The sequence below is a fragment of the Pseudomonas sp. CCI1.1 genome (assembly GCF_034348165.1).
GTDB lineage: Bacteria > Pseudomonadota > Gammaproteobacteria > Pseudomonadales > Pseudomonadaceae > Aquipseudomonas > Aquipseudomonas paracarnis.
This window is the reverse complement of record NZ_CP133780.1, coordinates 615,302-634,847: the sequence shown is the minus strand read 5'-3', so window position 1 is coordinate 634,847 and position 19,546 is coordinate 615,302. Positions and strand designations below refer to the sequence as shown.

The following is a 19,546-nucleotide window of genomic DNA, read 5'->3' as shown; positions in this document are numbered from 1 at the left end:
CCCGTCATGCCGCAGTTCTTTATTGACCGCCCGATCTTCGCCTGGGTGGTGGCCCTGTTTATCCTGCTGGCGGGCTTCCTGGCGATCCCGCAATTGCCGGTGGCGCAGTACCCCAACGTCGCGCCACCCAAGGTGGAAATCTACGCGGTGTACCCCGGCGCCTCGGCCCAGACCCTGGATGAGAGCGTGGTCAGCCTGATCGAGCAAGAGCTCAACGGCGCCGATCACCTGCTGTATTTCGAATCCCAGAGCAGCCTGGGCTCGGCGACCATTACCGCCACGTTCCAGCCGGGCACCGACCCGGAAATGGCCCAGGTGGATGTGCAGAACCGCCTCAAGGTGGTCGAGCCGCGCCTGCCCCAGGCCGTGACTCAGCAAGGCTTGCAAGTGGAAAAAGTCTCCGCTGGCTTCCTGCTGCTGGTCACATTGACCTCCAATGACGGCAAGCTCGATGACGTCGCGCTCAGTGATTACCTGGCGCGCAACGTGATGAACGAGCTCAAGCGCCTGGACGGCGTCGGCAAGGCCCAGTTGTATGGCGCCGAACGCGCGATGCGTATCTGGATCGACCCGCAGAAGCTGATCGGTTTCAACCTCACGCCGGCCGACGTCAACGCCGCGATCAGCGCCCAGAACGCCCAGGTCTCAGCGGGCAGCATCGGTGACTTGCCGGGCACCCACACCCAGGAGATCACCGCGGCGGTGCTGGTCAAGGGGCAACTGTCCACCCCGGCGGAGTTTGCCGACATCGTACTCAAGGCCAACCCCGACGGCTCCACCGTGCGCATCGGCGATGTGGCACGGGTGGAGGTCGGCAGCCAGGAATACCAGTTTTCCACGCGCCTGAACGGCAAGCCGTCTACCGCCGTCAGCGTGCAACTGTCGCCCGGCGCTAATGCATTGAGTACCGCAACGCTGGTGCGGGCGAAAATGGACGAGTTGTCGCGCTACTTCCCTGCCAATGTGGAATACAAGATTCCCTACGACACCTCGCCCTTTGTCAAAGTCTCGATCACCAAGGTGGTCTACACCTTGCTGGAGGCGATGGCGCTGGTGTTCGCGGTGATGTTCCTGTTCCTGCAGAACGTGCGCTATACCTTGATTCCCACGCTGGTGGTGCCGATCGCGCTGATGGGCACCTTCGCCACCATGTTGCTGCTGGGCTTCTCGATCAACGTATTGACGATGTTCGGCATGGTATTGGCCATCGGTATCCTGGTGGACGATGCCATCGTGGTGGTGGAGAACGTCGAGCGCATCATGGCCACCGAGGGCCTGTCGCCCAAGGAAGCGACGAAGAAAGCCATGGGCCAGATCACCGGCGCCATCATCGGTATCACCCTGGTGCTGGTGGCGGTGTTTCTGCCGATGGCCTTCATGCCGGGTTCGGTGGGGGTGATCTACCAGCAGTTCTCGCTGTCGATGGCCACCTCGATTTTATTCTCGGCGTTCCTGGCCCTGACCTTGACGCCGGCACTGTGCGCCACGCTGCTCAAGCCGATTGCCAAGGGCGAGCATCATGCCAAGGGTGGTTTCTTCGGCTGGTTCAACCAGCGCTTTGAGCACCTCACCAACCGTTATGAAGGTTGGGTGGCCTATGCCCTCAAGCGCAGCGGCCGCTATTTGCTGATCTACCTGGTCTTGCTGGTGGGCATGGGGCTGTTGTTCAGCCGTTTGCCCTCCTCGTTCCTGCCGGTGGAAGACCAGGGCTACACCATCACCGATATCCAGTTGCCACCGGGCGCCAGCAAGAACCGTACGGTGCAGGTGGCCGAACAGATCGAGGCGCATAACGCCGGCGAGCCTGGGGTGGGTGATACCACCATGATCATGGGCTTCAGTTTCTCCGGTTCCGGGCAGAACGCGGCGCTGGCGTTTACCACGCTCAAGGATTGGTCAGAGCGTGGCAGTGATGACTCCGCTTCCTCGATTGCCGATCGCGCCAACATGGCCTTCAGCGAACTCAAGGACGCGATTGCCTACGCGGTTCTGCCGCCGCCGGTAGACGGCCTGGGCACTTCCAGCGGTTTTGAGTTCCGTTTGCAGGACCGTGGTGGCGTTGGCCATGCGGGGTTGATGGCTGCGCGTACTGAACTGCTGGACGCTGCAGCGAAAAGCCCGATCCTGGCCAACGTGCGTGAAAGCGCCCTGGCCGAAGCACCGCAAGTGCAGCTGGAAGTGGACCGCAAGCAGGCCAACGCCTTGGGCGTTTCGTTTGCCGACGTGGGCAACGTGCTGTCCTCCGCGATTGGTTCGGCGTATATCAACGACTTCCCCAACCAGGGCCGCATGCAGCGCGTGGTGGTACAGGCCGAAGGCGACCAGCGCAGCCAGGTGGCCGACCTGATGAAGATCCACGTGCGCAACAACGCTGGGAAAATGGTGCCGCTGTCAGCCTTTGTCGAAGCCAAGTGGACCCAGGGCCCAACGCAGTTGACCCGTTACAACGGCTACCCGGCCATCGCCATCAGCGGCGAAGCGGCGCCGGGGCACAGCACGGGCGAGGCCATGAACGAAATCCAGCGCCTGGTCAGCCAGTTGCCTGCCGGGCTGGGCCAGGAATGGACGGGCTTGTCGTTGCAGGAGCGCTTGTCCGGCTCCCAGGCACCGTTGCTGTTGGGCCTGTCGCTGCTGATCGTGTTCCTGTGCCTGGCCGCGCTGTATGAAAGCTGGTCGATCCCCACCTCGGTGTTGCTGGTGGTGCCGCTTGGGGTGCTGGGCGCGGTGTTAGCCGTGTCGCTACGCGGGATGCCTAACGATGTGTTCTTCAAGGTCGGCCTGATCACCATCATCGGCCTGTCGGCGAAGAACGCGATCCTGATCATCGAGTTCGCCAAGGACCTGTATGACCAGGGCGAGGATTTGATCGACGCCACCTTGAAGGCGGCGCGGTTGCGCCTGCGACCGATCATCATGACCTCGATGGCGTTTATCCTCGGCGTGGTGCCATTGGCAATTGCCACCGGGGCCAGTTCGGCCAGCCAGCAGGCGATTGGTACCGGTGTGATTGGCGGGATGATCACAGCGACATTGGCGGTGGTGTTTGTGCCGGTGTTCTTCGTGGTGGTGATGAAGCTGGTGCGCAAGCGCCATAAAGCAAACTGATCAACGCCGCAGCCAAATGTGGGAGCTGGCTTGCCAACTCCCACAGGGTTATTGATTGCATTCATGATCAGGTACACCCGAATAAGCTATGGTGCTCACACATAGTTCTTTGTGAGCCACCATGCCCTTCCTCGCCCGCACCCACCCTCGCCTCTCATCCGCCGCCTTACTCGGCCTTGCCGTCGGCCTCCTGGTGCCGGCCGACACCCTCGCCAGTAAAATCCTGATCGGCTGGAACGCCGGGGTCTGGACCTACCTGATACTGATGCTGTGGCTGACCATTCGCGCCAAGGCCGAGGACGTCAAGCGCATCGCCGAAATCGAAGACGAGAACGCCGGCCTGGTGCTGTTCATGGTATGTATCGCCGCCATCGCCAGCTTGGCGACCATTACCTTCGAACTGGTCGGCAGCAAGGACCTGGCCACCTCCGAGCGCCTGCTGCACTACGGTTTCACCGGGCTGACGGTGATCGGCTCCTGGCTATTGATCGGGGTGATTTTCAGCGTGCACTACGCCAGGCTCTATTACACCTGGCCAGGCAAGGAGCCCGCCTTGCGTTTTGCCGAAGGCTTGCTCACGCCCAACTACTGGGATTTCCTGTACTTTTCCTTCACCATCGGCGTAGCGGTACAAACCTCGGATGTGGGCGTCGCCACCCGTAGCCTGCGCAAGGTGGTACTGGGGCAGTCGCTGATCGGTTTTTTGTTCAACACCGCCATTCTGGGCTTTTCGATCAACATCGCCGCCGGGTTGTTTGGCTAGACTGCACAAACCTTCTAGACGCCCACTGAGGCGTCGCCGCTAATAACCCTTCACTTTCCGCCTCGGTGTTGTATGCCTGCGCACAATTGGATCGACTTGTCCCAGGACGCCGACACCGGCATCGAGACCCTGCGCGCGCATTTCGAAGGCCATGCGTATGATCCCCATTGGCACGACAGCTACCTGGTGGGCGTCACCGAACAAGGCGTACAGCAATTCAACTGTCGGCGCATGCGCCATGACAGCGTGCCGGGGCAGGTATTCCTGCTGGAGCCAGGGGAGCTCCACGACGGCAATGCTCCGACGGTCGACGGCTTCACTTACCGCATGCTCTACCTCGACCCGCAGTGGCTGGAACGGGAAATCGCCAGTGTCTTCGAGGAAGCACCCGCCCATCATCAGCTGAGTTTCGCCCGCACCTTGGCCAGCGATCCACGCCTGGCCCTGGCCACCAGCCAGGCGTTTGAGAGTTTGCACCACGGCGAACTGCGGATCGTGCGGCAAAGCGCTCTGGATCAGTTATTGGAACGCCTCACAGGCCAGCTTTACTGGCGCATGCGCTACCGCGATGACCCGCGCTTGCCGCAGGTGGCCCACAAGGCACGGGACTACCTGCACGCCCACCTGCATCAGGACGTCGGCATGGATGAACTCGCCCTGACCTGCGGCGTCGACCGCTTTCGCCTGAGCCGCGCGTTCAAGAGTGCCTTCGGCCTGCCGCCCCACGCTTATCTGGTGCAACTGCGCCTGGCCCGTGCCCGGTATCTATTGGCCAAGGGCGATCAACCGGCAGACGTGGCGATGGCCCTGGGTTTCGCCGATCAAAGTCATTTGGGCCGCTGGTTCATGCGGGCTTATGGGCTGACACCGGCCGCGTACCGCAAGCGCTGCACAAATCTTCCAGACCGGTAACGCCCGGACTTGTGAAGATGGTCGCTCTGAGCCCGCCGGAGTCACCCGCCATGCTGTCCACCTTCGTGCCTTTCATGCTGTTCGCCTTTGTCGCCTCCATCACCCCCGGCCCGACCAATATCCTGGTGCTCAGCAACAGCGCCCGTTACGGTTTCAAGGCTGCGCTGCCAATCATCATTGGGGCTTGCGTGGGGGCATCGGGGATTGTGCTGCTGGTGGGTTGCGGTGTGGGTCAGTCATTGGTGCAACTGCCCAACGTGCAAACGGCGATGCAGTGGGCCGGTGTGGCTTGGCTGAGTTACCTGGCCTGGCAGATCTTCAGGGCGCCAGCCCAGGCCATCAATGCCGATGACACGCAAAAACCCTTGGGCCTGTTGGGCGCCGCGGCCCTGCAATTGATCAACCCCAAAACCTGGATGATGGCACTGGCGGTGGTCAGTGTGTTCGCTGGCCAGGGTGGGCAGCGCCAGGTGGTGTACCTGTCCCTGATGTTTTTCCTGATCGCCTTGCCCTGCCTCGGCGCCTGGGCTTTATTGGGTGCCGGGTCTAGCCGCCTGTTGCGCTCCCCCAGGACCGTAGGCGCATTCAACCGAGTCATGGCCTTGCTGCTGTTGGGCTCAGCCTGGCTGAGTGTGCTGATCTGAAGGCGAAAAAAAGGGGAAGCCTAAGCCTCCCCTGTTCGGGTGGATGGATGAATTAAAAGTCGTAACGCACGCCGAAGTTGACACCCCATGGCTGGTCGACGGTTTTACCACGTGTATGCTCGAGGTCCGCATGCAGCTTGACGTTCTGAGTCACCGACATCGCCACACCACCGGCCATTTCAATGCGCGAACCGAATACATCGTTGTTGAAGCGCTCGCCGTTTACCGTGACCTTATTGTTGTGGTTGAACTCGTGGGCCAACGCAGTACGCAAGTACGGTTGCAACACACCACCGCTGTCCAACTGGATATTCTTGCCCACCGTGACGCCAGCCTTGCCCACGACCGAGGCCGAACGGTCACCTTTGGCGTGCAGGCCATTGTCCAGGTCATAACTCTGGGCCTGGGTGATCGCAGCGTTGAGTTGTCCGTAGGGTTCTACGAAGTAGCCGTCATCCAGTTTGATATGCCGACCGACTTCCACCGAAGCCCCCACGGCGTTCTGGGTGTAGTTGCCCTTGGCTTTTTTGCCGTCGCTCATGCTCACGTTGACTTCGTTGTGCAAGCGGTTGAGCTTGACCACACCGTCGAAATACAGGCCGCTCTCGTCATCGAGCCACGTGGCATAACCGCCCAGGTAGTAGCTGTCGACTGTACCGCCACCGGAGCGGTTGAGGTCGATATCGGAGGTGCTGTGACCGGCCATCACACCGGCCACCCACTGCCCATCGCCGCCGTACAGCGGTGTGTCGATACCCAAGGTAAAGCCGCGCTGGTTCTGCGTGTAGCCGCCACCATCCTGATTGCCGCTGACCTCGTACTTGTTGCCGTAGCCGCGCATCCAGAAACCTTCGTTGTTGCCCTGGCTGAAGCGCAGCTCACCCATGCGGGTACGCAACAAAGTCATCTCGCCGTACAACACTGTGGGCGAGGTGTTGAACAACGCCATCACCGCTTTGGTGCTGTTGCTGGTGCCGCGCCGGTTAGGGTCCAGGTACCAATCGGTGTCTTCCTGCTTGAGCCCGTAACTGTAGGCACCTGCGTCAACCGTTCCGCCGACCAGGGCGAACTGTGCATCACCGCCCTCGGTGCTCACCACGCGAATCGGCTCGGCCGTGGCCAACTCCGACCCCGTGGCCGCCAGCAACAGGCTGTGGTTACCTTCGGCGATGCCATTAACGGCGAGCAAGTCGGTCTGGCCGCTGCCAAAGTCGGTATGCATCACGAACGTGCCTTCGCCCGACAGGCTGTCGACATCCAACCGGTAGAACTCATCAGGCCCACCAAAATGCACGCTGCCGCCCGCCATTTTCAGGTCACCGACTTCGCTGTCACCCACCAGCGCCCAGTGGGAGGCGTTGTTCACGCTTAACTCAGCTACGTTTTTCAACTGGCCGGTCAACCACGAGCCGTTGTTGAGCTGCAACTTCGCGGTGCTGCCCTCCTCGACCACGACGTCACCGAACAAGGTACTGCCGTCGACATTCATGTTGGCGAAGGAGCCACCGGTGACTTCGAGGATATTGCCGTTGCCGCCCTTGAGGGTCGCACCGTTGCGCACATCTATAGTTGCATTAGCCGGTGTACCCGCCTTTGAGCTTTCGACCAGAATGGCTGCGCCCGCTTTTCCTTCCACGTATGAGCCATCAAGGATCAATGCAGCTGGCACGTCGGGGCTGCGGTCCATATCCAGCCGCACGCCATTGAGCTCACCGGTGATGGAGCTATCGATCGCAATGGCTTGACCGAACAGATACAGACCCACGCCATTTTCGCCAGTGCCTGCAACGTCGGTTTGGTAGAGGGCCAACGCGCTGTTACCACCCACACTGACGCCACGCGTGGTGCCGGTGATGCTGCTGTTGAATACCGAGCCAATTGCCCCCTCGTCACTGCCGATCGGACGAGAAACGACCAGGCCAACGCCATTGCTGTGGGTAAGTGTGCTGTTCTTGAGCGACAGCGTCCCGCCACTCATGAACACTGCTGCCGGCTGTGTCGCCCGCGCAGTGATCTCGGCGCCATCAATATTCACGTTCGAATTGAATGCCGTGATGTCTTGAGTTTTGCTGCCCGGATTAACGGTCAAGTTGGCAGACTGGGCACGGATTTGTTTGGTAGTGGCCCCTTCCACGGTGAGACCCGAGCCGGGCCTGAGCTCGAAACTGTCAGGTGGAGGGCCAGGCCGAACTGTTTCATTCGGGCCCGTAACCACGCGGGCTTCGGCCACGCTTGACATAAGAACTGCTAATGAAACCGCGTTGGCCTTCAAGGCAAAACTCAACGGCTTGAGCTTAAAATTAAACATTGACGACATCGAAAACCCTCTGGGTTTGGCATTCCTATTGAAGAAATTGGCCGGTACCTAAGAGCGTGGAACCCTGCCAATCAAGCGGTGCCAAAGTTATCCAGAGTTGTTCCCTATTTATGTAGGATTAATCTTAATACCCCCGAATCAATCTCGATGCGCACGGTGAGAACAAATGAGTTGTCCCTCTATGAACCTTGGGAGCAGCGTGGCTGCTCCCAGGCTGTTTTCGCAACCACGTCAAGGCGCTGCGGGTACCGGCGTGCCGTCGCAGTAGGTGGGAGAGGCGCCGGTTTTGACCGAGCGTGCCCGATGCAAAGCGTCGCTCGATGTTAAAGGCCCTGTTGGCAGTTGGATGGTGTAGTTGATCCTTGCCGCCCCCCGGAGCCGTTGGCCTGAGTGTGTATGAATCGTCTTCATGAGGGTGGAGAAAGGCGCGTCTAGGGTCACCAGAAACCCCAGCGCGATCATGGAGGCGGTCAACGGAGGGGAGTCTTTGAACCCTACGGATGCAAGCACTGGGGTCGTGCCATCATTATCACTGTAGCCTTGCCAGTTCACCCGGACCACCATGGTCGGCTCAAACAAGTCCGACGGAGGAATACGAACAGTGATACGTCCGTCCATATTCAAAGGCCTGAAGGTAGTACAGTTGATCACGCCTGGAGCACCGCCAATTAAATCCAGGTCCTGGACCTCGGGCATGACAAGGGCCTGGACATTGGCCTGTACGTCCACCGAGGTCACCTCAGACTGCTGCCGATTCGTACCGAGGCCCGCGTCGATTGTGTAATGCACCTGTTTCATAGGCGGTGCATTACCGTGCTTGGCGATCAGCGCCCACGGAATCTGCAGCGGCGGGGTGACCGGGGCGCCGGCAACCCCGCCCGTTATCTGGCGAGTGGCGGCGAGTTCACCCTCGTACCACAGCCGGATGAAAAAATCCTCGGCGTCAGGGGTTGGGGCCTCATCCCACAACGTGATATGGGCATTGGCGGGCCGATTGGCGTGCTCCGGCAATAGCTCGTTGTCAGCGCCCTCCATGCCAGCGGCATTTACCCCCTTGATCACCACCGGATCCAGGTCGGTATTCGTGAGTTCCGGAGGATCGGTAGGAGTCGGCCCGACCACGTGCAAATTCAAATTGATGATCGTCGACGGCGCAGCAGGATACGTGACGGATCGACGGCGGATGACGTAAGTGACCGTCAACAGCTCGTCACCTGTCAACGCGCCATAGAGAATTTGCAAAATATGAAGTGGAACAACAATGGGCACTGGAAAGCTCGTACCGTTGCCCAATGCCGTACCCTCGATGGTTTCGGTACGGACGCTGGTCGACAGTATGACGTCAAAGACATCACCATCATTGCCCCGCTGCGGATGGTCATAAGCGGGAATTCTTACAATCATTCCCAGGTCAATGGAGGCGTCAATCCGGTCGAAGCGGTTATCTCCCGGAAACGCCCTGCCGATCAAGGGCTGCTTCAGATTAGCCGGTGCAGGTAGCAAGGCCACATCCAACCGCAAGGAGGAGGAAAGCTGGCTGGGATTGCCCGCGGCGTCCAGTAACTGATATCGAAGCGTGTTAAACGCGTCCGGTCCAGCCGAAACAACACCCTTGGGCAACGGGAACCTAAGGTCCGTCACCGGCCAATCCACCTCGGTAGAGGGAGGATCAGGAGCATATGGGGTATCGGAACCGCCGTAGAACGCCCTCAGCCTGTCACCCGGCGCACGCCCGTGGAGAACATAATCTGGAATTGAAAAAAACAACCGATCATTGGGAGCAGCTGGAAAATCGGCCTCGTCAATGGGCAGTGTCAAGCCTGCCGGTAGGGTAGGCGCTGGCGGAAGACTCGGAGATGATGCGTACGGTGCATCAGTATCGACAATCAAACGCATCTCGGTCGATTCGCTCAAGTTATCCGCACGTCTGATATACACCTCGTACTTGATATCCCAGTGACCTGGCGGACGCCTGCCTCGGGCGATATTTGCAGTTGCATAGGCTTGTGGCAGTGTTGCATCGAAATTAAAAGTGAACGTTAGGAACGGTTCTCCATACTCCGCATCATCTACCGGCTTTATAAACACTCTCACGATATCCTGATCGCCACCACTGTCGCTGTAGTCTTGCCATCGTGGCATTCGCAGTTCCAAATATTCGGACAACGCCTGTTCCCGAGAAAGCAATCCTGGAAAACCTGGAACAAAATCAACTTCTGGCGGATCCAACTGTGAGAAAACAACTGTCGACGGGCTAACAGCAGAGTTTAATCTGGCAAAATAATCACGCGTTTTTTTATTCATCATCGTTCTCCATTAGTGACAATATGGGCGACGAACAACTGCGAAAAATATTCGTTTAACCCTATTCGTTTAGTACAGCCATTTGCCGGCTAGAAGCACCTGTGCCCGCCGCTCATTTCAGACGCCCTGCCCCGATGTCATCAACTTTTCTTTATCAGGGTGGGCACGCCGTCACTTGAACACTGAATAATGTCGCCTGCCTGGCAGTAACCACCTGCGGGATAAGCCAGGTCAACTCTGAAGCGCCGCAGGATGGATTCGCCGATTTTGCGCCCACCACGCCACACCTCATACCACGCGACAGCAGTACTCTCCTGGCGCAGCGAATACACCACTGGATCGAAAGGCGTCACTGTAAAGTCCAACCCATTGACCAAGTCCGCCGGCGTATCAAATGTCTTGCCTTGAGTAAATCGACTGTCCTCCACCACGGGGTCATCCCAGCCGTTATTGTTATAGCCATGGGTAAAAAATCGAACTTCATCGTTCAAATCAAAATCGCCATGAGCGACAACTTTCCAACTCACGCCGACGAATATCTCTGGGGATGAGCAACAGGTGAGAAACGTACCCGTGCTACCCACCAGCGTGTGCTGAATAATCGGAGTAGGAAAGCTCAGCAGCGGCCCGGTATGAACATCGACTTCAGTATGTCGGGACTGTTGCTGGTTAATCCCATTATCGGTGGTGTAATGCACAGGCAACGAAGCGTTAATAGTGCCCTCCATCACCGCCCATGGAATAACACTGGAGAATACTAATTGGCCGGCGACTTCCCCGACTTGAACTGTCTTGGTAGCCACAGGCCCTATACCATTCCAAAAGAATCTCAATACCTGGCCTGGCTGTGGGTCGTCATAGAGAAACACCCGGGCACGGGCGCCTACATCCTTGTCGCGAAGGTCAACCAGATTGGCCTCATCTGACACCAGGCCACGTACTTCAGCCAACGGTAGATCGGGGTTTAGCAGTGCGGGCGCACCCGCATGGTCTTGCCCGGCAACCGTGAAATCCTGGCTGATACGACGCCGGTATGACGGGTAGATCGTCAGACCGCGGATGATTTCGTAACGTATCCGGATCTCTTCTGCCACCAGGACTGGGGATGGCCCCCGCATAGTGGCCCAGGGAACCGGTACCTGTGTTACGACGCCGTCGAACACCGGCACATCTGCGAGCGGCCGCTCGTCCCAAAAAGCCCGGGCGTGATCTCCGGCGGCCCAATTGATATAGGGGTCAATCAGCAGCACCACCGCGGCCCGGGCGTCGTCGCGCTTGATGATATTGTCATCGTAGGCCGGCGGCATGATAGTGGGTGCAGGCAGCGGTACATCTGGACCTGCTATCAGATCGAGTGAAAACGGTAAACCGGCACTACGCGTACTGAAATTCCCGGCCTCGTCGAACACTTGATAAAAGATATAGGCTGGGCCGTTATTCAGGCGACGAAACGCAGCCGCTGGCAACTCACAGACCAGCGGGTCTGAAACATCTACCAGTACATAGTCGCCGTCCGGCGCAGCAGCAGCTGGGTTCGGACTATTGGATAGCACCATTTCGATACGATCATTTCGCTCACGCCCCCGATAAGGCGGAATATTGAAGCGCACCGGGTCATTGCTCGCCAAATAGGCTTCATCAACACCTGTGACGGGTGGATTCACGAAGCTGAGTTGGTCATCAGGCCGGAGCAATTCCGGGGATTCCAAATCAATGGTCAACGTGACCTTTGGATCAAGCTCGCTGCGTTGTCCCTCGGAATCGATCACGCGATAAAACAGTTTCACAGTGCCTGAACGCTCTCTGAGCATGGCTAATGGCACGTGCATTGGCACAAACGCAGGCAGAGGTGGAGGAGGGGCATCGATAAGCTTCAGATCAGCCTGCCTTTCAATACCGTCTCGCTCCCAGAGAAGTTGCACCCGGTGGGGTGTATCCAATGGTTCAGGCGCCGGGAGCCACATAGGTATCCTGACCAACAGAGGCGCAAGAGTCAGTGAGACCGGTACGAGACCGTTTGGGTCAAGAGGATCGACACCTGGGATGTCCATCGGGTCTAGCGCAAGTACACCGCCACTGGTCGCTTCAGGAAGGTGACTCACTTTTGAGATGGACATGTTCTTTCCTCTTTTAATTTTAACGGCGGGTTCACAGAACCGTCCTCCCCCGTCAAGTTATGGAAAAGTAAACGCCAAACCGTCCTTTCTGGGTACTGTCAGATCTAACAGGTTGCGAGTGCCATTCGTCAGTTGTCTCGAGCTTGCCGCGTCTGAATGTCGAAGATTAACTTGACGGTTTCTTATACTTGGTGTTTTCTGAAACCGGTTTCAGCGTCTCTCCCAACTCCAATAAGAAAGGCTTTAGCGTGACTCCATTCTCCGCCGCCCAGCGCAGCCGCGTGACCATGCTCGACGTCGCCCAGCGCGCCGGAGTATCCAAAGCCAGCGTCTCGCGCTTTATCGGCGATGACCGCGCCCTGCTCTCCGATGCCATCGCCCTGCGCATCGAACAGGCCATCGACGAACTCGGTTATCGCCCCAACCAGATGGCCCGCGGTCTCAAACGTGGACGCACGCGCCTGATCGGTATGCTGGTGGCTGATATCCGCAACCCTTATTCCATCGCGGTGATGCACGGCGTCGAAACCGCCTGCCGCCAGCACGGCTACAGCCTGGTGGTGTGCAACACCGACCGCGATGACGAGCAGGAGCGCCAACATCTGGCCGCGCTGCGCTCGTACAACATCGAAGGCTTGATCGTGAACACCCTGGGCCATCACCTCGACCAACTGCTCGAACTGCAACGGGAAATGCCCCTGGTGCTGGTGGACCGCAAGGTCGAACCGCTGCACAGCGACCTGGTCGGCCTGGATAACCCGGCGGCGGTGCGCATGGCGGTGGAACACCTGGAGCAACAGGGTTACCGCGACGTGCTGCTGGTAAGCGAGACCACCGATGGCACCAGTTCACGTTTGGAGCGTCTGGAGAGTTTCAACACCGAAATTGCCAAGCGCCCGGCGTTGAAAGGTGCCGTGGTGGAACTGGACGGTGAACTGGAAAACCGTTTGCAAGCCTTTCTCGCCAAACCCGGCCCCAAGGCATTGTTTTGCGCCAACGGCGTGGCAGCACTGGCCTGCACCCGTGCACTCAAGGCCCAGGGTTGCGAGCTGTTCGGCGACGTGGGCTTGATCGCCCTGGATGACCTGGACTGGTACCCGCTGGTAGGTAGCGGCATCACCGCCCTCGCCCAACCGACGCAAGCAATTGGCGCCAGCGCCTTTGACTGTTTGCTCAAGCGCCTGCGCGGCGATACCGCCCCCACGCGCACCCTGGATTTTTTACCGGAGCTGATTATCCGTGGCTCGACACAATCCCCTGTGAGAGCGGGCTTGCTCGCGAACGCGATAGATCAGCCACTCTTGCGCTGACTGACACACCGCCTTCGCGAGCAAGCCCGCTCCCACATTTTGTTTTGCGTATAAAAATGAAACCGGTTTCAGAGGTAAACAACAATGCATAAATACCCCGTCTCCATCAGCCTTTCCAGCTACGGCGCCGACCTGGTTCGCCAGCAGGGCCAATTGAGTTTTGTCGCGCTGCTGAGCGCCGCTGGTGCCCAGCGCATTGAATGGCGCGAAGAATTGCTCACCACCGAGCAACCGGCCGAGCTGGCCCTGGCCGCTGCAGAACAAGGCCTGGAATCAGTATTTTCCTCGCCCTTGGAGCTGTGGGTCGCCGGCCGTGCCCAGCCCAATGCCGAGCTGGCCGCCACGCTGGACCGCGCCCAGGCCTTTGGCTCGGGCTGGCTGAAGGTCTCGCTCGGCTACTTCACCGACACAAACGACCTAGAAAGCCTGCACGCCCTGCTCAACCGCCACCCGGTCAAGCTGCTGGTGGAAAACGACCAGACCCTGCACGGTGGGCGCATTGAACCGATGCAACGGTTTTTCACTGAAGTCGAACGTCTCGGCGTGCCGGTGAAAATGACCTTCGACATCGGCAACTGGCAGTGGCAAGACCAATCCGCGCTCACCGCCGCGCGGTTGCTGGGTCGGCATGTGGATTACCTGCACTGCAAGGCCGTGGCCCGTCGCGCCGATGGCAGGCTCGTCGCCTTGCCGCCGGGCGCCACCGACGTGCATCTGTGGGAACAACTGCTCAAACACATGACTCAAGGTATTACCCGCGCGGTGGAATTTCCGTTGCAGGGCGATGACCTGATCGAGGTTACCGCACAACAGGTCGCGACCCTGGCCCGCCTTGGCCAACACCATGTGGAGAACGCCCATGTCTGAGATCGATATCCTCTCGTTTGGCGAAACCATGGCGATGTTTGTCGCCGAACAGACCGGCGACCTGGCCCAGGTCGGGCAGTTTCACAAACGCATTGCCGGCGCCGACAGCAACGTCGCTATCGGCCTGTCGCGCCTGGGGTTCAACGTGGCCTGGCTGAGCCGCGTGGGTAACGATTCCCTCGGACGTTTTGTGGTCGATACCCTGACCAAAGAGGGGCTCGATTGCCGCCATGTGGCCGTCGACCCCCTGCACCCTACCGGCTTTCAACTCAAATCCCGGGAAGAGGCGGGCGCAGATCCTCAAGTGGAGTACTTTCGCAGAGGCTCGGCGGCCAGCCACTTGTCCATCGAGGCCATCCACCCAACGCTGCTGCAAGCCCGCCATCTACACGCCACCGGCATTCCACCAGCACTGTCCGATGCCACTCGCGCACTGTCGTTCGAGCTGATGGCGCAAATGCGCAAGGCCGGGCGCAGCGTGTCGTTCGACCCGAACCTGCGCCCGTCCCTATGGGCCAGCCAGGCGCAGATGATCCGCGAGATCAATGCGCTTGCCGCTTTGGCCGACTGGGTCCTGCCGGGCCTGGGCGAAGGTCGCCTGCTCACTGGTTTTGACGACCCGCAAGACATCGCCGCGTTCTATCTCGACCAGGGCGCCGAAGCCGTGGCGATCAAACTCGGCTCGGAGGGCGCCTATTACCGCACTCATATGGACCAGGGTTTTGTCGCCGCCGTACCGGTAGCCAAGGTGGTGGATACCGTGGGTGCCGGCGATGGCTTTGCCGTGGGGATGATCAGCGCCCTGCTGGAAAACTCAAGCTTCCCCGAGGCGGTCCAGCGCGCTAACTGGATCGGCAGCCGCGCTGTGCAGAGCCGTGGCGACATGGAGGGTTTGCCGACCCGCGCCGAATTACCCACTCGATCCGTTGCGTAACCCATTACCTGTTGCCACAACTACAACAAGCTCAGGAGCAACCCCATGGAAACCGTGAAACTCGCCACCCGCCGTTGGTGGTACATCATGCCTATCGTGTTTATCACCTACAGCCTGGCCTATCTGGACCGCGCCAACTACGGCTTCGCCGCCGCCTCCGGGATGGCCGAGGACCTGATGATCACGCCGGGTATGTCCTCGCTGCTTGGCGCGCTGTTTTTCCTCGGCTACTTTTTCTTTCAGGTGCCGGGGGCGATCTATGCGCAAAAGCGCAGCGTCAAGAAACTGATCTTCGTCAGCCTGATCCTGTGGGGCGGCCTGGCGACGCTGACCGGCGTGGTGTCCAACGCCTACATGCTGATCGTCATCCGCTTCATGCTTGGGGTGGTCGAGGCGGCCGTGATGCCGGCCATGCTGGTGTACCTGTGCCACTGGTTCACCCGTGCCGAACGCTCGCGGGCCAACACTTTCCTGATCCTTGGCAACCCGGTGACCATGCTGTGGATGTCGGTGGTGTCGGGCTACCTGGTGCAGCATTTCAGCTGGCGCTGGATGTTCATCATCGAGGGCCTGCCGGCGGTGTTGTGGGCGTTTATCTGGTGGAAGTTGGCCGATGAGCGTCCCAAGGATGCCCAGTGGCTGAGCGATGCCGAAAAGCACAGCCTGGAAACCGCCCTGGCCGCCGAGCAGGTGGGGATCAAGGCCGTGAAGAACTACGCCGAGGCGTTCCGTTCGCCCAAGGTGATCATCCTCGCCCTGCAGTTCTTTTGCTGGAGCATTGGCGTGTATGGCTTCGTGCTGTGGCTGCCATCGATCCTCAAGGCCGGCTTGCAGATGGACATGGTCGAAGCCGGCTGGCTCTCGGCCCTGCCCTACCTGGCGGCGGTGATTGGCATGCTCGTGGTGTCCTGGGGTTCGGACAAGCTGCAGAAACGTAAGCGTTTTGTCTGGCCGCCGCTATTGATTGCGTCGATTGCTTTCTACGCGTCCTACGTGCTGGGCGCCGAACACTTCTGGTGGTCCTACACCCTGCTGGTGATCGCCGGGGCCTGCATGTATGCACCCTACGGCCCGTTTTTCGCCATCGTCCCGGAAATCCTGCCGGCCAACGTCGCCGGTGGCGCCATGGCACTGATCAACAGCATGGGCGCCTTGGGCTCGTTCGGTGGCTCGTATCTGGTGGGTTACCTCAACAGCAGCACCGGCTCGCCCGGCGCTTCGTACCTGCTGATGAGCGGCGCGCTGCTGCTTTCGGTGGTGCTGACGATTTTCCTCAAGCCCGGCGCCAGTGACCGCTCGCCGGCGCCAACCCTGGAGTTGAAGGTAAAGACCTCATGAAAAAGTCCGTTGTGTTGTACAAGAAACTGTCCGCGCCGCTGATGGCCCGCCTGCATGAGCAGGCCGAGGTCACGCTGATTGATGCACTGGATGAGACCGGCCTGGCCAAACTGCGCGATGCACTGCCCACTGCCCACGGCCTGTTGGGTGCAAGCCTGCGCCTGGACGCCCGATTGCTCGACCTGGCACCCAAGCTGGAAGCAGTAGCCAGCGTCTCGGTGGGCGTCGACAACTACGATATCGATTACCTGACCCAACGCGGCATCCTGCTCAGCAACACCCCGGATGTGCTCACCGAAACCACCGCCGACACCGGCTTTGCGCTGATCCTGGCTACCGCCCGGCGCGTGGTGGAACTGGCCGACATGGTACGCGCCGGGCAATGGAACAAAAACATCGGCCCGGCGCATTTTGGCAGTGATGTACATGGCAAGACCCTCGGCATCATCGGCATGGGCCGCATCGGCGAAGCCCTGGCCCAGCGCGGGCATTTTGGCTTCGGCATGCCGGTGATCTACCACAGCCATTCGCCCAAGCCGGCGGTTGAAGCGCGCTTTGGCGCGCAGTACCGAAGCCTCAAGGACTTGCTCAAAGAAGCGAATTTTGTCTGCCTGACGTTGCCGTTGACCGCTGAGACCGAGAAGTTGATTGGCGCCGAGGAGTTTGCGCTGATGGGGCCAGAGACGATCTTTATCAATATCTCCCGAGGCAAGGTGGTGGATGAGGCAGCACTGGTGCAAGCATTGCAGCAACGCACTATCCGCGCGGCGGGGTTGGACGTGTTTGAGAAGGAGCCGCTGGATCACGCGTCGCCGTTGTTGCGGTTGAACAATGTGGTGGCTACGCCGCATATCGGCTCGGCCACCCATGAGACGCGGGAGGCGATGGCCAAGTGTGCGGTGGATAATCTGTTGGCGGCACTGGCTGGCGAAAAGCCGGTAAACCTGGTGAATCCAGGGGCATGGCGGCACTGACACAACACAAGAGCAAAGGTGGAAGCTGGCTTGCCTGCGATAGCCATAGGTATCTACACAACTCTGAAGCGATCGACGGTAACCACGATGCTAAGCGAGCCGCTCTTGATCTTGATCTGGCTTTTGATCTGAAGCGCCCCGTCAAACCACGCTGGCCGAACGCAGGCTTGAAGTCGTGGGCAACCCGGCAGGACGCCGGGTTAGCCGCCCCGCGCCATGGATGGCGCGTGGCGGCGGCCCACGAATTCAAGCCTGCGTTCGGGCACACCGAGCCTAGGCGAGGTGCCGAGTGGTGGGGCGAAGGCCTTTTGGTTACTTTTGGGCCTTTCCAAAAGTGACCCGCTGTAAGAGCCAGCCCTTTCAAGGTCTTCTGTAAAATCCCCTGAAATTCATTCAGGGGGTACCTAAACGATGTGGGCGGAAGTTCTAGCGCGTTTCGAAAAAAAAGCACCTGCCAGTGTCATGGCCAAACTGGCGCTGCAGCAGGCTATTGCCCCCGAGTGGATTGATCAGGTTTTCGAAGAACACCGGCAACGGCAGTATTCTCGTGAGCTATTGTTCTCGACCATCATCAAGCTAATGTCCCTTGTTTCATTGGGCTTGAAGCCATCTCTGCACGCCGCCGCGCGACAACTGGAGGACCTTCCGGTCAGCCTGGCGGCTCTCTACGACAAGATCAGTCGTACCGAGCCTGCTCTGTTGCGCGCCCTGATTACGGGCTGTGCACAGCGCCTGGCTCCAACCATCCGGGAGCTGGGCTGCACGGCGATGCTGCCGGGTTGGCAGGTTCGGGTAGTGGACGGTAATCACCTGGCATCCACTGAAAAACGTCTGGGAGCTTTACGCAACGAGCGCGGCGCCGCTCGTCCCGGTTTTTCGGTTGTTGCATACGATCCCGATCTGGATCAGGTCGTCGACCTTCAGGCGTGTGAGGATGCCTACGCAAGCGAGCGCGTTTGTGTGCTGCCTTTATTGGCCAATGCCGAGCCAGGCCAAGTGTGGCTGGCTGACCGGCTTTATTGCACGCTCCCGGTTATGGAGGCTTGTGAGCAAGTCCAAACTTGCTTTGTCATTCGTCAGCAAGCCAAGCATCCACGCTTGATTCAAGAGGGTGAGTGGCAAGAGCCAGTACCTGTGGAAACTGGCACTGTGCGTGAGCAGATCATCCAGGTCAAAGGCGGTTACCAATGTCGGCGTGTCGAACTGACGCTTCATTCGCCAACGGACTCCGGCGACAGCAGCTTGATGTTCTGGAGCAACCTGCCTGAGAGCGTCAGTGCGCAACAGATCGCCGAACTGTATCGCCGCCGCTGGAGCATTGAAGGTATGTTCCAGCGACTGGAAGCGATCCTGGAAAGTGAGATCGAAACCCTTGGCAGCCCAAAGGCTGCCTTACTGGGGTTTGCAACGGCGGTATTGGCTTACAACGTCCTGGCTGTTCTCAAACGCAGTGTTGAACAAGCTCATCGGGATACCCAGCCTGAAGGATGGGAAGCCTCGATTTACCATTTAGCGGTTCAGGTCAGGAGTGGATATGAGGGAATGCAGATTGCGCTGCCCTCGGAACATTTTCCTGTCATTCCGTTGGAAAAACTGGCTCAGCACTTATTGGCGCTTGCCAGAAATATCCAACCTAAACAAGTTGCGAAAAGCCCCCGTGGCCCCAAGGTACCCAAGCCCAAAACATGGGTTAAAGGCACCGCGGTGAATGCGCATGTTTCAACGGACCGGATAATCAAGGCTGCCAAGACGAAAAGACCTTGAAAGGGCTGGCTGTAAGAGCGGAACCATAGGTGGCCGTTACCGCAGGAACGGATATGTACGCGGTCAGATCCAACATCCTGGTCGGCTGTAAGGCCGCCATCGCAGGCAAGCCAGCTCCCACATTTGGATTGCGGCGCGTCAGTTAGATCAGCGTCGGCTGTCAGTCCGTCACGGGAGCAAGCGCCCTCGCCACAGGT

At 59.3% G+C, this 19,546-nt stretch carries 13 protein-coding genes; 10 read left to right on the top strand and 3 right to left on the bottom strand.

Going from position 1 to position 19,546, the window contains the following annotated elements; translation table 11 throughout:
• The first annotated feature begins 6 nt into the window (after positions 1-6).
• The 4 genes from RHM69_RS02785 (at position 7) to RHM69_RS02770 (ending at position 5,424) form a co-directional block, all read left to right on the top strand.
• Positions 7-3,105, top strand: a complete 3,099-nt coding sequence (locus RHM69_RS02785; protein WP_060767815.1) for an efflux RND transporter permease subunit — start codon at positions 7-9, stop codon at positions 3,103-3,105.
• A 121-nt stretch (positions 3,106-3,226) separates the two neighbouring features.
• A complete protein-coding gene (locus RHM69_RS02780) occupies positions 3,227-3,868 on the top strand; it encodes a DUF1345 domain-containing protein (RefSeq protein WP_060767814.1) in 642 nt (213 codons plus the stop codon).
• A gap of 72 nt (positions 3,869-3,940) precedes the next feature.
• Positions 3,941-4,780 (top strand): AraC family transcriptional regulator, encoded by an 840-nt coding sequence (locus RHM69_RS02775; protein ID WP_038450369.1) that lies wholly within the window; start codon positions 3,941-3,943, stop codon positions 4,778-4,780.
• A gap of 50 nt (positions 4,781-4,830) precedes the next feature.
• Positions 4,831-5,424, top strand: a complete 594-nt coding sequence (locus RHM69_RS02770; RefSeq protein ID WP_014718718.1) for a LysE family translocator — start codon at positions 4,831-4,833, stop codon at positions 5,422-5,424.
• A 52-nt stretch (positions 5,425-5,476) separates the two neighbouring features.
• On the opposite strand, the gene RHM69_RS02765 is transcribed toward RHM69_RS02770, so the two are convergent.
• From RHM69_RS02765 to RHM69_RS02755, 3 genes are all read right to left on the bottom strand, one after another.
• Positions 5,477-7,741, bottom strand: coding sequence for an autotransporter outer membrane beta-barrel domain-containing protein (locus tag RHM69_RS02765; RefSeq protein WP_060767813.1), 2,265 nt, complete (start codon positions 7,739-7,741; stop codon positions 5,477-5,479).
• Between the two features lie 231 nt (positions 7,742-7,972).
• A complete protein-coding gene (locus RHM69_RS02760) occupies positions 7,973-10,045 on the bottom strand; it encodes a hypothetical protein (RefSeq protein ID WP_234452075.1) in 2,073 nt (690 codons plus the stop codon).
• A 140-nt stretch (positions 10,046-10,185) separates the two neighbouring features.
• Positions 10,186-12,162, bottom strand: coding sequence for a hypothetical protein (locus RHM69_RS02755; RefSeq protein WP_322255472.1), 1,977 nt, complete (start codon positions 12,160-12,162; stop codon positions 10,186-10,188).
• A 248-nt stretch (positions 12,163-12,410) separates the two neighbouring features.
• Here RHM69_RS02755 and RHM69_RS02750 point away from each other — a divergent pair, with 248 nt between their 5' ends.
• The 6 genes from RHM69_RS02750 (at position 12,411) to RHM69_RS02725 (ending at position 19,349) form a co-directional block, all read left to right on the top strand.
• Positions 12,411-13,472, top strand: coding sequence for a LacI family DNA-binding transcriptional regulator (locus RHM69_RS02750; RefSeq protein WP_282377365.1), 1,062 nt, complete (start codon positions 12,411-12,413; stop codon positions 13,470-13,472).
• A gap of 84 nt (positions 13,473-13,556) precedes the next feature.
• On the top strand, positions 13,557-14,339 hold the full coding sequence (locus RHM69_RS02745; RefSeq protein ID WP_200600339.1) for a sugar phosphate isomerase/epimerase family protein: 783 nt from the start codon (positions 13,557-13,559) through the stop codon (positions 14,337-14,339).
• Positions 14,332-15,273: a sugar kinase gene (locus tag RHM69_RS02740; protein WP_014718724.1), complete on the top strand. Its 942-nt coding sequence runs from the start codon at positions 14,332-14,334 to the stop codon at positions 15,271-15,273. Before RHM69_RS02745 ends, RHM69_RS02740 begins: the two co-directional genes overlap by 8 nt.
• A 45-nt stretch (positions 15,274-15,318) precedes the next feature.
• Positions 15,319-16,611 carry an MFS transporter gene (locus RHM69_RS02735; protein ID WP_069558964.1) on the top strand — a complete coding sequence of 431 codons (1,293 nt, stop codon included), beginning with the start codon at positions 15,319-15,321 and terminating at the stop codon, positions 16,609-16,611.
• The gene (locus tag RHM69_RS02730) at positions 16,608-17,585 is read left to right on the top strand and encodes an NAD(P)-dependent oxidoreductase (protein WP_200600337.1); all 978 of its coding nucleotides are present in this window, start codon (positions 16,608-16,610) and stop codon (positions 17,583-17,585) included. Before RHM69_RS02735 ends, RHM69_RS02730 begins: the two co-directional genes overlap by 4 nt.
• Positions 17,586-18,047: 462 nt before the next feature.
• Entirely contained in the window at positions 18,048-19,349 is a 1,302-nt protein-coding gene (locus RHM69_RS02725; RefSeq protein ID WP_074059269.1) for an IS4 family transposase, read from the top strand.
• Positions 19,350-19,546 lie beyond the last annotated feature (197 nt).

Bases quoted from the DNA above. Each gene is read 5' to 3' on its own strand.
- RHM69_RS02785 (WP_060767815.1), top strand. From the start codon at position 7: ATGCCGCAGTTCTTTATTGACCGCCCGATCTTCGCCTGGGTGGTGGCC.
- RHM69_RS02780 (WP_060767814.1), top strand. From the start codon at position 3,227: ATGCCCTTCCTCGCCCGCACCCACCCTCGCCTCTCATCCGCCGCCTTA.
- RHM69_RS02775 (WP_038450369.1), top strand. From the start codon at position 3,941: ATGCCTGCGCACAATTGGATCGACTTGTCCCAGGACGCCGACACCGGC.
- RHM69_RS02770 (WP_014718718.1), top strand. From the start codon at position 4,831: ATGCTGTCCACCTTCGTGCCTTTCATGCTGTTCGCCTTTGTCGCCTCC.
- RHM69_RS02765 (WP_060767813.1), bottom strand. From the start codon at position 7,741: ATGTCGTCAATGTTTAATTTTAAGCTCAAGCCGTTGAGTTTTGCCTTG.
- RHM69_RS02760 (WP_234452075.1), bottom strand. From the start codon at position 10,045: ATGAATAAAAAAACGCGTGATTATTTTGCCAGATTAAACTCTGCTGTT.
- RHM69_RS02755 (WP_322255472.1), bottom strand. From the start codon at position 12,162: ATGTCCATCTCAAAAGTGAGTCACCTTCCTGAAGCGACCAGTGGCGGT.
- RHM69_RS02745 (WP_200600339.1), top strand. From the start codon at position 13,557: ATGCATAAATACCCCGTCTCCATCAGCCTTTCCAGCTACGGCGCCGAC.
- RHM69_RS02740 (WP_014718724.1), top strand. From the start codon at position 14,332: ATGTCTGAGATCGATATCCTCTCGTTTGGCGAAACCATGGCGATGTTT.
- RHM69_RS02735 (WP_069558964.1), top strand. From the start codon at position 15,319: ATGGAAACCGTGAAACTCGCCACCCGCCGTTGGTGGTACATCATGCCT.
- RHM69_RS02730 (WP_200600337.1), top strand. From the start codon at position 16,608: ATGAAAAAGTCCGTTGTGTTGTACAAGAAACTGTCCGCGCCGCTGATG.
- RHM69_RS02725 (WP_074059269.1), top strand. From the start codon at position 18,048: ATGGCCAAACTGGCGCTGCAGCAGGCTATTGCCCCCGAGTGGATTGAT.